16 protein-coding genes are annotated in these 12,838 nt (G+C 34.6%); 6 read left to right on the plus strand and 10 right to left on the minus strand.

Features of this window, described 5'->3' with window-relative positions:
* Positions 1-141: 141 nt before the first annotated feature.
* Genes P0N36_RS12840 through P0N36_RS12885 form a run of 10 tightly spaced genes read right to left on the minus strand, consistent with a single transcriptional unit; the run spans position 142 to position 6,283 of the window.
* Positions 142-435 carry a hypothetical protein gene (locus tag P0N36_RS12840; protein ID WP_275843251.1) on the minus strand — a complete coding sequence of 98 codons (294 nt, stop codon included), beginning with the start codon at positions 433-435 and terminating at the stop codon, positions 142-144.
* 30 nt (positions 436-465) lie between these two features.
* A complete protein-coding gene (locus tag P0N36_RS12845; protein WP_275843252.1) occupies positions 466-2,049 on the minus strand; it encodes a complex I subunit 5 family protein in 1,584 nt (527 codons plus the stop codon).
* Between the two features lie 32 nt (positions 2,050-2,081).
* The gene (locus tag P0N36_RS12850; RefSeq protein ID WP_275843253.1) at positions 2,082-3,677 is read right to left on the minus strand and encodes a complex I subunit 5 family protein; all 1,596 of its coding nucleotides are present in this window, start codon (positions 3,675-3,677) and stop codon (positions 2,082-2,084) included.
* Positions 3,678-3,689: 12 nt separating this feature from the next.
* Positions 3,690-4,040: a sodium:proton antiporter gene (locus P0N36_RS12855; protein ID WP_275843254.1), complete on the minus strand. Its 351-nt coding sequence runs from the start codon at positions 4,038-4,040 to the stop codon at positions 3,690-3,692.
* A 5-nt stretch (positions 4,041-4,045) separates the two neighbouring features.
* The gene (locus P0N36_RS12860) at positions 4,046-4,432 is read right to left on the minus strand and encodes an MnhB domain-containing protein (protein ID WP_275843255.1); all 387 of its coding nucleotides are present in this window, start codon (positions 4,430-4,432) and stop codon (positions 4,046-4,048) included.
* The gene (gene mbhE, locus P0N36_RS12865; protein WP_275843256.1) at positions 4,432-4,689 is read right to left on the minus strand and encodes a hydrogen gas-evolving membrane-bound hydrogenase subunit E; all 258 of its coding nucleotides are present in this window, start codon (positions 4,687-4,689) and stop codon (positions 4,432-4,434) included. The genes P0N36_RS12860 and mbhE overlap by 1 nt, the downstream gene beginning before the upstream one ends.
* A complete protein-coding gene (locus P0N36_RS12870; RefSeq protein WP_275843257.1) occupies positions 4,686-5,234 on the minus strand; it encodes a Na(+)/H(+) antiporter subunit B in 549 nt (182 codons plus the stop codon). Before P0N36_RS12870 ends, mbhE begins: the two co-directional genes overlap by 4 nt.
* A 1-nt stretch (position 5,235) precedes the next feature.
* On the minus strand, positions 5,236-5,538 hold the full coding sequence (locus P0N36_RS12875; RefSeq protein ID WP_275843258.1) for a monovalent cation/H(+) antiporter subunit G: 303 nt from the start codon (positions 5,536-5,538) through the stop codon (positions 5,236-5,238).
* Positions 5,538-5,789, minus strand: coding sequence for a monovalent cation/H+ antiporter complex subunit F (locus tag P0N36_RS12880; protein WP_275843259.1), 252 nt, complete (start codon positions 5,787-5,789; stop codon positions 5,538-5,540). The genes P0N36_RS12875 and P0N36_RS12880 overlap by 1 nt, the downstream gene beginning before the upstream one ends.
* Complete coding sequence (locus P0N36_RS12885; protein ID WP_275843260.1) at positions 5,789-6,283, minus strand: Na+/H+ antiporter subunit E; 495 nt, start codon at positions 6,281-6,283, stop codon at positions 5,789-5,791. The genes P0N36_RS12880 and P0N36_RS12885 overlap by 1 nt, the downstream gene beginning before the upstream one ends.
* 169 nt (positions 6,284-6,452) lie before the next feature.
* Between P0N36_RS12885 and P0N36_RS12890 the strand changes: the two genes are divergently transcribed.
* The 6 genes from P0N36_RS12890 to P0N36_RS12915 all read left to right on the plus strand — a co-directional run bounded on the left by P0N36_RS12890 (position 6,453) and on the right by P0N36_RS12915 (position 12,676).
* Positions 6,453-7,178 carry a response regulator transcription factor gene (locus tag P0N36_RS12890; RefSeq protein ID WP_275843261.1) on the plus strand — a complete coding sequence of 242 codons (726 nt, stop codon included), beginning with the start codon at positions 6,453-6,455 and terminating at the stop codon, positions 7,176-7,178.
* Positions 7,179-7,180: 2 nt separating this feature from the next.
* Positions 7,181-8,605, plus strand: coding sequence for a sensor histidine kinase (locus P0N36_RS12895; RefSeq protein WP_275843262.1), 1,425 nt, complete (start codon positions 7,181-7,183; stop codon positions 8,603-8,605).
* Between the two features lie 105 nt (positions 8,606-8,710).
* Positions 8,711-9,226 carry a transcription repressor NadR gene (locus tag P0N36_RS12900; RefSeq protein ID WP_275843264.1) on the plus strand — a complete coding sequence of 172 codons (516 nt, stop codon included), beginning with the start codon at positions 8,711-8,713 and terminating at the stop codon, positions 9,224-9,226.
* 121 nt (positions 9,227-9,347) lie between these two features.
* The gene (locus P0N36_RS12905; protein ID WP_275843265.1) at positions 9,348-10,781 is read left to right on the plus strand and encodes a glycogen synthase; all 1,434 of its coding nucleotides are present in this window, start codon (positions 9,348-9,350) and stop codon (positions 10,779-10,781) included.
* Positions 10,782-10,797: 16 nt separating this feature from the next.
* Entirely contained in the window at positions 10,798-11,946 is a 1,149-nt protein-coding gene (locus P0N36_RS12910; RefSeq protein ID WP_275843266.1) for a DUF5711 family protein, read from the plus strand.
* Between the two features lie 25 nt (positions 11,947-11,971).
* Positions 11,972-12,676 (plus strand): CvpA family protein, encoded by a 705-nt coding sequence (locus tag P0N36_RS12915; protein WP_275843267.1) that lies wholly within the window; start codon positions 11,972-11,974, stop codon positions 12,674-12,676.
* Positions 12,677-12,838 lie beyond the last annotated feature (162 nt).

The following is a 12,838-nucleotide window of genomic DNA, read 5'->3' on the forward strand; positions in this document are numbered from 1 at the left end:
TGTAGAGGCCTATAACACCTATAAGACAACCGACCTTGGCAACACATGGGCCAAAGAAGGGTATAAGACAAACAGTGCCGGTATCCAACTTATGGAAGGGGATGTGGTCTTCTATCATGTGGACCGTAGGGCCAGTGGCCATTATCGGTGATGATCACGCTTTTTCTTCTTATCCTCAATAACTTCAATCTCAAAATAATCAAAATCAATGGTTTCGATAAAATGGTCGTTATAGAATCGCGTTTTTCTAAATCGTGCATAATCTTTTTCATTGTCAGATAGCCACATTGGCATTTCAATGTCAAAATGCAAAGTCAAAAATTCCAGCCCCTTTTTTAAACTAGAGGGGCTTGCAATGTCCCCATTCTCAAGTTCAAAAACATAATCAGACCGAAACTGATTATCGATCATAATTTTTCCCCATAAGCGATACATAATAAACCTCATTTCGTATAAAAAAGTATTTTACTGCACAAGCAGCAAATAAGAGAGCAAACCTGTAAAAAATAATGTAATGGTAAGAATGAGTTCATTAAAACTTAACTCAAGTTGGCGAATGGTCATAAAGAAATTGGATTTTTTATAAATGAATTCATAGAATAGATAACCAATACCTAAACTTAAGATATAAATGATGGTCTTTTCTAAATATTGTAAAGCTTCGATTTGAATATTAAGCTTAAAAAGCCAATTGATAAAAATTTGGCCACCAATACCGCCAAGAAGACATAAACTTGCTAAAGAAATAAGGGCAATCTTTTGATTCAAAGGCGGTGTTTTCGATTTTTTTGAACTACCGAAGAACATAGAGGTATATTTCATCAGATATGTTATGGTAGCAATGTTGATTATAATAAGACCATATTCCAAAAATTGAGTAGAATCGCTGCCTTTTTTAATCAAGTATTTTGATATACTACCATTAAAAAGCGGTGCACCACTAATCCCAAGGAGTGCGAAGCAAATGATGATGGTAACAAAAGGCATACGTTTAAAGAGCCCTCTGATTTTGCGTATATCCCGAGTATCATACTCTTCAATAATCATACCGGCAGTTAGAAAAAGTGTTGACTTGAAAACAGCATGACTAAGTAGGTGATAAATAGAACCATAATAACTATAGTCTGATGCCAAAGAAAGTCCAAAAACAATAAGACCAACTTGACTTATCGTAGAATAAGTCAAAATTAAGCGTATATCATTTTGAGAAAGTGCCAGCACAAAACCAAGTATTGAAATAATAAAACCAAGACTTAGAAAAAGTGAGGCGGTATCAATAGCTGGGGAAAAAGTGTCTTGTATTTTAATGAACAGATAAAGACTGCTGGTGACATAAATGCCGGAAAGCACAGAGGACACAATAGAAGGAGCAGAAGGTGTGCCATGGGCTCTTGGTAGGGGTAACAATGCCGATTTTAAAACGATTGGCGTGATTATTAGTGTATAAGGTAAAATAAGACTAGGTGTGCTGGTAACATTAGTCAACTGCTGCTTGATTAGGGTTAGGTCAAGGGTACCAAAAATCTTATAGATATATCCAACACCGAGCAAGAAAAAAGCCATGGAGACTAGATTAATAAGCAAATACAAAATACCGTCATAAATGCTATGGCTGGTTTTCTTATACATAATGAGAATACTGACGGTGATTGTAGATACTTCAATTAAAGCATATAAGTTAAAAAGGTCATTAGAGAGAAAAATACCGTTGATAAGACCTTGAAGTATCAAAAAAAGAAATAGAAAAAGCTTATTCATATAAGACTTATGGTAATTAAAAAGGAGCATAATAGGAAAAAATGCACAAGATAAGACAATAAAGATGATATTAACCTTATCAGCCACTAGGTTTACACCAATATTCACAGCGTTTCCTCCGAAACTATAGATGATAGTACCATTAGTATAGACATCTATAGCTGTTATTAGGGCCATGAAAAACACCAACAGTTGGGTAAGACCAAGTAGATAACCGGTAAGTCGACGTTTATTCAAATAGGCAACGATTGAGGAAAGTATAGGTAAGAGAACTAACCAAAATAAAAGCATTTGATCCTCCTTATCATATAGGACATCTTAACTTAATAAATAATAAGTAAATAGCTTAAAAAGCTTCCAAAGAAAAAAACAATTGAAAATATTATTTCATTGAAGCTGAGTTCAACTTCCCATATCGTTTTGAAAAAGTGAATCTTTGGATACCAGTATTTGTAAAAAGTATAGCCAATGAGTATACTTACTAAATAAACAAGGCTTTTATTAATAAGATCTGTAAAGCTTAGAGTAATATTTAGGTCAAAGAGAATACCTACAAACCACTGCCCCAAAAGACCACCTAAAACACAGGCAAAGGCCAATATACTTAAGGCAACTTTTTGATTCCACCGGACACGATGACCTTTCTTATGGTCACCTGTTAATATAGTAGCATATTTGATATAGGTAATAATAGTTCCAAGGTTGATAAAGATGAGGCCATATTCTAAATAAGACTGATAGGAGATGCCTTTTTGTATAAGGGATTTTGAAACACTACCATTAAAAAGAGGGGCACCGGTTATACCCATAATTGCAATAACAGTAATTATGGCGATAAAAGGCATACGCTTAAAAACACCCTTAATTTTCCGAATATCTCTGGTTTCATACTCTTCAATAATCATGCCAGCAGTCAAGAACAAAGTAGCTTTAAAAACAGCATGGTTCATAATATGATAGACAGCACCATAGTAACTGTAATCGGATTCTAATGAAAGACCAAAAACAATGAGTCCGATTTGACTCACGGTGGAATATGCCAAAAGTAATTTCAGGTCCGTTTGTGATAATGCAAATACAAAGCCAATAACAGCGGTAGCAAAACCGATTAAAATAAAAATATAAGATGTGTCTAACCCCATTGCAAAGGTATCTTGAAAACGTATAAATAAATAAACACCACCCTTGACAAAAATACCGGATAAAACAGCTGAAACAATAGAGGGCGCTGAAGGGGTGCCGTGTGCCCGTGGTAACCAACTGAACAAAGGCATTATGGCGGACTTAAGGCTTATAGCCGTAATGAGAAAGACATAAGGGAGAATCAATGTATCTGTATTTTCAACATAAGGTATGGCAGCCTTTATGGCTGTAAGGTCTAAAGTGCCAAATATTTTATAGACATAGCCAAGTCCAAACAGAAAGAAAGCCATTGAGACAAGATTGGTTAAAAGATAAACCATACCGTCATAAATAGACTGACTATCTCTTTTGTACATAATTAGAATACTAACAACAACGGTTGAAACTTCAAGCAAGGTATAGATATCAAAAAGGTCATTCGATAGAAAAATAGCAATGATAAGACCTTGAAGTGTTAAGAAAAGAAATAAAAAAAGCCTATTCATATATGACTTATGGTAGTTGAACAGTAACATGGCTGTGAATAAGAAACATGTCAGAACCACAAAAAAACTGCTAATGGGATCTGCGACCAGATTAATACCAATAGAACCTTCATAATCACCAAGTGCCTGGGTCATTGGTCCATATAAAATAACCTGAATGAATGTTACAATGGCGACACCGACTGTACAAAGTTGGGCAATGCCTATCAGAATGAAAATCCTTTTATAATGACTTAAATAGCCAATCAATGCAGTTATTATAGGGAGAACGACTAACCAAAATAGTGTCATATATCACCTCATCTAATCTTCACGTCTTTTATTGATAACTTTTAGCCAATTTGTTGTCCCGTAATGATGGTATAAGCTTATAAACATGGTCAGACTAACAGCAGTAACGGCCACACCAATGACAATTGCAGTAATCATAAGAGCTTGTGGTACAGGATCCACAGCGGTGTGTATGGTTACATCTCCAATTGGGGGAATACGTCCGTCTTCATAATTGATGGTTAAGAAAAAGAGAATGATGGCAGACTGCATAATAGCTAAAGCAATAACGGTTTTAATAATATTTCGTCTGGCCAATAGTCCATAAACGCCAATAAGGAATAGGAGAATGCTAATAGATTCGCCGTTAAAAATCTTTTCCATATGAATCACCTACTTTCAAAAAGAACAAATCGATAGAAAATGACGGTTAAACCACAACTGACTTTAACACCAATAAGGGTATTCATCAGTAAAAGATAGTAGCTTTTTTGAATAAGCGTTAACTCTTGATTCATATAAAATACAATTAATATACCAGTTAATAACAAGAGTAAATAGATGGTTTTTTCAATACGGTTTAGTATGTCTAGACTCACGTTCTTAGTATCAGTTGTTAGATACTGAATGGTAAAAACACCGGCTAAAATCGCACCACCTTGAAAACCACCACCAGGCGTCAGATGGCCGTTATAGATAATGTAAAAACCATATAAGATGATGATGGGGTATACAAGCCCCATGGTCTGTGCAAATAGTTCTGAATGTTTTCCCATTAATAATCACCTTCATGTCTAGAAAAATATATAATACCGATGACGGATACAAGTAATAGTAAAGTTTCAAAAAAAGTATCAAAAAGACGATAGTTGAGGTATATGGCTGTGACACTATTTTCTGCGCCAGTATCCGCTTTAAAATTATTAATATAATAATGAAAAAGATCTGTACTTGTTTCAAGAGGAATAACATTTACAGAGATAATGAGTAGGAATATGCCGATAATAAAAGCAGCGGTGACTTTACGCCTCATAATAGTTCATCACCTTCTTCCTCAAGAATGTACTCGTAATCTATATCAAAAGCATTATGCTCTATAAGATAGGTTACCAAACCGTCATAAAGATAATTGGACTGAGAACCATACATAGTAATGCCTTTGTTATCATGTTCAACAATGACGTCATAATCATGAAGACCATGGATTTCATCAAAAGTCTCTTTGGTATCAATTAGATCCAGCTCCAGTTCATGTTCCCTTAAGAAGTTATCCATCATCGTTGTGAGGTTGTTTTTTAGCACATTGAATTCAGGTTGCTTCTCAAGTAAAGTGACATGACCGGAGTAGTAAACGCGAAAAACCCGGTATTTTTTTATAGCAACCAGATATAAAACAGTCGACAAAGTACAACCAATAACTGCTTCCGCCATGGCAACATCAGGCGCCTGATAGAGTACATAAGCAAAAGAACAAAGCAGTGAGAAGACACATAAATAAATAACAGCATGTCTTAAGCTATTAGTTTGAATCGATGCAATTGCAAAAACAATCATCAATAATAAAACGATGTTCAGCATGTTAGTGCTCCTTCCTAGGTCGATGACCACTTAAATAGGCGCCTCTAACGGTAAAGTGGCTTGCTAAAGGGTTGAGTAGTAAAGTCAGTAGAATTAAAAAAAGCATTTTCAAAGAAAACGTAGATAGGCCCTTATATAAGACAATACCAACAGATATGAATAAAAAGCCTGCACTGTCAATTAATGAAGAAACACTCGCACGTGTATAAAAATTATTGTACCGGTATAAACCAAATATACCAATAATTATGAAAACAATACCAATGCTGATAAAAATCATTCCGGCAATTTCATGAGCAATCACTATATATCCCCTTTCTTTTGTAGGAACCTAGTTATAAAAACAATACTAATGAAACCAAGAAGTGCATATACCAAAGCGACATCAATCAAATAAGATTGATCCTCTATAACGGTGTAGAGTAGAATAATCAGTATAAATATAGCAGAAAAAAGATTAAAACCAAGAATACGATCCCAAATAGTAGGTCCAATAAGTACTTTAAGAAGACAAAGTAATGATAAGAGTAATAAAATAAACATCAAATAAGACATTAGTAGTTGTCTCCTCTCTTAAGAATGCGTTCAAAAGGACCAAAGATGGCATCGGCTTGAGCCTTTTTGTCATGGGTAGTTGGATAGAGCCACAAAATTGTCAGATGATGATTGGTCTTATCAATAGTAACAGTTCCAGGTGTCAAGGTAATACTATTTGCCACAAGACATTGAAACCAGTGGTTATTGATAGATGTGTCGAGTTCAATAATCACTGGATTGATATTATTTTTTATAATTGAGATAACAGTCGAAATGGCAGATTTAATGATTTGATAAATCAAAACGATAAAAAACCACAAGAAAAGATAGAGGGGGACGCGATAGTTTTTAACATGATCATTATTTGAAAACAGGAGTCGAACCATGATGATGGTAATGACCGAAGCAATTGAACCTGATATGAGAGTAGGCAATCCAAATGAGCCGTTCATAATACACCATAAAAGTAAAAGGGCAAGCGCAGTGTCCCAATACGGTCGGATATACTTCATAATTCTTCTCCCTTCATCAGTCGGTTATTGGTCAACCCTATTTTAACAAAAAATATTGTTAAGTTCAATCAATATAACACAAAATAGCGTTGAAATAAAGGACAAATTTCGTCATAATTTTGTCACAATAATTTGGTATAGTAGAAGTAATTGGTTAAAAAGTTGGTTAATGTTAATAAGAGTTAACGACAAGGAAGACAAAATAGAAAAAGGAAGTGATGAATTGTATCAAATAAACATTTTGGTTGTAGAAGATGAAGAAAAACTGAGAAAACTTATAAAAAAATACCTTTTTCTAGAGGGGTTTCATGTTCATGAAGCTTCTAATGGTATAGAAGCTTTAAAGATTTTTGATACTGAAACGATTGACTTAGTTGTAATGGATGTTATGATGCCATTTAAAAATGGTTATGAAGTAAGTAAAGAAATTCGAAAAACAAGCCAAGTTCCAATAATTATGTTAACAGCAAGATCGGCTGAAGAAGATAAACTTCAAGGATTTGATGTTGGAATTGACGATTATGTTACAAAGCCCTTTAGTACAAGAGAGCTAATGGCAAGGATAAAAGCATTGTTAAAAAGAACCAATGTAACATCGACGAATGAAAAAATGCAATTTGGTGTACTATCGATTGATACAGGTGCAAGACGTATATTGGTTGAGGGGAAAGATATGACCTTCAGCCCAAAAGAATATGATTGCTTAATGTATTTTGTGGATAATGCCAATCAAGCACTATCAAGGGAGCAAATCCTTAACAGAGTCTGGGGTTTTGATTATTTTGGAGATGACCGCACAGTGGATACAGTTATTAAGCGACTCAGGAAAAAAATGGGTATTGAAGGCGATCGTATTCAAACAGTAAGAGGTGTAGGCTATAGGTTTGAGGTGTAAGTATGAAAACAATTAGGGGTAAATTATTTATAGCTTTCTTAGGGTTAGTCCTGATCATCTTCTTCATACTTTGGTTAAGTATGGAGTTTTTCATAGAACCCTATTACTACAGAGAAAAAGTAACCACAATGCAAAAAACCATTCAGCAGATAGAAACTATTATTCAAGTAAGTCCATCACCAATAGACAGAATTCAAGATTTCGAATACTTAGGTTACAATTTTGAAGGCAAAATCAGTATATATGACGCAGAAGCAGGTATTGTTATATCCGATGAGGATGTGTTAAAATATTCAAAGGGAAAGATTATAAAAAACATTGAAGTAAATGGGGTAAAGGCTTATATTCTTGAAACCAATTACCCAGTTAAAGAAACAAGATGGCTCGTTTATAGTGAAAGGCTTTCTAGTAATGGTGTTGCGATGCTTCAAATTCCCATAACTGCAATGGACCAGACACTTGAAGCAATCAGTGCTTTTATAAATTATGTGGGTATAGTCATCATGGTTATTGCCATGTTTATGGCAGGTATTATATCTACTAACATGACACGTCCTATAAAAAGACTTACCTTAATGGCTAATGAGTTACGACAGCTTAAGTTTGACATACAATATGAAGAAGATAGAAAAGATGAGATTGGACAACTGGGTGCAACTTTTAACGCATTAGCGACTCGACTAGATGCCACCATAAAAGCGCTTCAGTATGAATTAAGTAAGGAAAAGGCGTTGGATATTCTTAGAAAAGAGTTCGTAGCACAAGTCTCACATGAACTTCAAACACCCTTATCCATCATCCATGGTTATATTGAAGCACTTGAAGACGGCGTTGTAGAATCCGAGGAAGAGCGTAAAGACTATTATAAGATTATATATGAAGAAAGTGACAAGATGAGTCACATGATTAAGGACTTGCTACAACTGTCCGAGCTTGAAGCGGGCACTTTTTCAATTACAAAAGAAGACATGGATTTAAAAGTGTTTTTCGATCATATACAGGAAGCTTATCAAACTCTATTGATTCAATCAGATAAAAGTCTTCATTATATACCATTAAAAAAGATGGTTTTGATAAAAGGTGATCGAATCAAGTTGGAACAAGCCATAAGAAACATCTTAAACAATGCCATAAAATATGCAGAAGCAGGTTCAGAGATAAGATTTGAGACGATTCTTGTAGATCGTTGTGTCACAGTCACTGTAAGTAATACTGGTCCATGTATTGAGGATGAGGATATCCCCAAGATTTTTGGAAGTTTTTACAAAGGCAAGAACAGTGAAGGAAAAGAAGGAACAGGTATCGGTCTTGCAGTCGCAGGTAAGGTGTTTGACCATCATAACATAAGTTATTTTGTTCGTAATACATCCGATGGTGTCAAATTCATCATAAGAATCCCATTGGATGTTAATATAATAAATGGATAAGGCGTCAAATAATGTAGTTGAAGGTTCACATACTCTTATATATGGATTGGTGAATCTTAGTTTTGACCTTTAACCATAAATGATGACAAAAGGAAAAGGTGAAATATGGATGGATTAGAAAGAAGAGACAAGATTATGGAAGTCTTGAACGAAAACACCCAAGCCATTACAGGAACCCAAATGGCTAAAATGTTTAAAGTAAGTCGTCAGGTCATTGTTCAGGACGTGGCACTACTTAGGGCACAAGGTGTCGAAATCATATCTACATCAGAAGGGTATCGAATTTATAAAGTCAAGGCAGATACATTCAAGAGGGTTTTTTGTGTAAAACATCCCCAAGATGCTATTGAAGACGAGCTCTATATTGTAGTTGATAATGGAGGTTTGTTGCTAAATACCATAGTAAGTCATTTGGCATACGGTGAGATCTCAGTGGATATGCATTTAAGTTCAAGAAGGCAAGTGAATGATTTTTTGATTAGAACCTTGAGTAAAGATTTTGTGCCACTAATGGCTCTGACAAAAGGCGATCATTACCATACAGTAGAGGCAACGTCTGAAAAAATATTAGATGTCATTGAAAATGAACTACGACAAAAAGGGTATCTCGTAGAAGAATAAAAGAGATATACTTGACATTCATTGTTATCTTCATTAGATTTATGATATAATGATGAGTAGGTGTTAATGCCTACACAGGAATCATTAAGTAATAGATTGATATGAAAGTCGAGGAACTGCTATGGCGGATAAGCTAAATGTTTTATATGTATCACCTGAAATCGTTCCATATGCTGCGACCGGTGGCTTGGCTGACGTTGCAGAAGCCTTACCTTATGCCCTAAAGGCTCAAAATATTGAAACAACTAGGGTCATGCCAAAATTCAAAGGAATTAGTGAAAAATTTCCTATAAAAAAATCCTTTAGTTTTATCGTTGAAACAGGCGGTAAAGCCCATGTAGCAGATGTATACTATTTAATAGAGGGTGGGCTAACCACTTACTTCATTGGCAACGATGATTACTTTAACCGAGATACCTTTTATGGTTATGATGATGATGGTGAACGTTTTGGTTTTTTCTGTAAAGCGACTCTGGAAATGCTGATGTTTCTGGATTTAAAACCGGATATTGTTCATTTGAATGATTGGCAAACGGCTTTAATCGGTTTACTGTTAAAAGAAGAATACTCTAAACTTGATTTTTATAACAAAATCAAGATTATATTTACCATACACAATTTACAATATCAAGGTGTTTTTGAAAGAGATACGCTTGATGCACTTAATTTGTCACCTAGATATTTCAAGGTCGAAGCCATAGAATATTATGGTAAGATATGCTTCATGAAAGCAGGGATTGTCTATGGTGATTTAGTAACGACCGTCAGTAAAACCTATGCCAATGAAATTCAAACGCCTTGGTTTGGTTATGGACTGGATGGTATTCTAAGAAAATATAGCTACAAAATCAGAGGTATTGTTAACGGTATATATTATGATAAGTACAATCCAGAAACAGATCCAGCCTTGTTGTTGAATTTTGGTGCATCCAACTTTAGAACAAAACGTCTAGAGCATAAGGCAATGGTTCAGAAGAAAGTAGACTTACCACAAAAGAACGTACCTTTATTTGGGGTTGTTACGAGACTTGCAGAGCAAAAAGGCATTGATTTGATTATCTATGCAATGGAACAGCTTTTGCATGAAGATGTACAATTTATGATACTAGGTTCCGGAGATCATTATTATGAAAAACGTCTAAAAGAGTTAATGGAAGAATATCCTGATAAAGTAAATGTTACGATTCAGTTTGACCAAAAGCATGCCAGACAGATTTATGGGGCTTGTGATTTCTTTTTAATGCCTTCACTCTTTGAACCTTGTGGTTTATCACAACTTTATAGCTTAAGGTACGGTGCTGTTCCGATTGTTCGTAAGACAGGCGGCTTAGTAGATACCATTGTGGATTACACTGAAAACCCAAATGAAGGAACCGGTTTTATTTTTAAAAATTACAACGGACAGGATTTTGAACTCAGTATTAGAAGGGCAATCAGTTATTTTTATAATAAAGACACTTGGGAACTGTTGGTTGAACGCGGCATGAATAAAAGATTTTCGTGGGAAAACTCAGCAAGTCATTACATTGAATCTTATAATGATCTAATGCAATAATCCATAGGAGAGTATAATGACCATAGATAAAAAAAAATCCAGGCCGATTGTATTCTTATTGGCATTATTAATCTTTGTATTGATTTATGGCCTGTTCATACGCCCAAACTATCATTTAATTAACAAAGGCACAATATATTTAGAAGCGACTGGGTCGGGAAAACTAGATACAATCAAGGGTACACAAATAACAACCATGTCCGATGGTTATTATATTGCAACAAGAGAAGGCTTAACCAAATACACTTTTGATCAAAAAAGTGTTTGGAATAAGTCTTATCATCTGAATGAGCTACTTTTTTTAGTTGAGGCACCATATATGGCAGTGGTTAACATTACTGGTAAAGAAGCCTATATCTTTAATGGTGACGGAAATATAGCAACGATTAAAACAAACCACAATATCGTTAGTGGCAATCTCAATGAAGTTGGTTTTTTAACATTGATTTTAGAGGAAGACAATAAGCATTTTATCAATATGTATGATTATCAAGGTAGAATGGTTATTGAAAGAAGAACTATTTTTAAAGAAGATGGATTTCCTATTTCTGTGGCGGTTGCAAAAGATGCCTCACGTATGATGACATCTCATTTAGATGTAACACAGCACGTAATCGAATCGATCATCACCTTTCTAGATTTTTCCGGTAAAGGAGAAGAGTTTACTGACCGAGTAATTGGTCATGAACGACTCAACGGGACGCTGGCAGCTAGAATCAACTTCATGGATAATGAGCATGCAGTTGTTATTGGCGACAATCTTCTAACCTTCTATTACATGGACCCATTGCCTGAACTTATTAAATCGATATCTCTTGATGCAGAGATTGAAGATATTGAGACCTTAAATGAGCAACTTATTTTAAAGTTTGGTGAAGCAATCAGTCCGGAAGGCGAGGCTTTAAGTCAAAAGGTTGTTATTTTCTCAAAAAAAGGTGAGATTGAAGGTGAATTAATATTTGAAGACGAAGTAACCAATTTATCCACTCAAGAGGACGCACTATTTGTGATTCAAGGATCACGTGTTTTAAAATATATCGGAAAACGGAAAATATGGGAAACTAATTTACACAAAGACATAATAAGTATATATGAACTTAGTAATAACCGATATTTAATTGAGTATGAGTACGACTTTGAAATACTTAAACTAAAAGACATTTAGAATCGTTAACAATTGGAGGCTATCGATGAATACATTAGACATAATACTCATAGCCATCATTCTTTTTTGCGCGATAAATGGAATGATTAAAGGCTTTGTTAAAACCTTATTTGGACTTACCTCTACCATAGTGGCATTGGTATTGACTTTATTAATTTCACCACAAGTCAGTGGTTTGATTATTAATAATACGTCATTTGACCAAATGATAGGAGAAAAAACTGTAGAACTACTTAATATTGAAAACCTAATGGGAGATCAGGATGCAGAATTGGATGAAGTAATCTTATCTGGAGCCATTAATTTACCTGGAAACATCTTAAGATTTCTTGAAAAAAACAATACACCTGAAATCAATGACAAATTAGAGGCAAAAGGATTAGGTGACTATATTAGCGGATCTATTGCAACGATGGCGGTCAATGCATTTGTTTTTCTAATTGTTTTTTTAATAGTATCTCTCATATTAAATGCAGTGGTGATTGTTTTAGATATCTTGACAAGGCTACCGATTGTCAAATCCATGAATAAATTAGGTGGATTTTCAGTAGGGCTTTTGATTGGTATACTTATTGTATGGGTGGCGACGCTCTCATTGTCCTTTATAATTTCGATTCAAGCCACAGAGACGTTATCGGAATTAATTGAAAGTTCAATTTTCACCAAACTCTTCTATTATAATAACCCATTGCACTATTTTATAATGAATTTGGGCAGTGCGTTGAAATAGAAAATTAATTGAATAGTAAGAATTGTTATAAGCAGTAAGTGTTCATTTGTGAATACTTACTGCTTATAACATACTCTTGTATAATAGAGTCTATAAAAAGCATCAAAACCACCATATGTAGTGTTTAAAAAAGTAATGAGAAAAAGCAAGGAAAGAGGAAGG

Origin of the sequence: Petrocella sp. FN5, assembly GCF_029210395.1 — a bacterium.
Taxonomy (GTDB): Bacteria; Bacillota; Clostridia; order Lachnospirales; family Vallitaleaceae; genus Petrocella.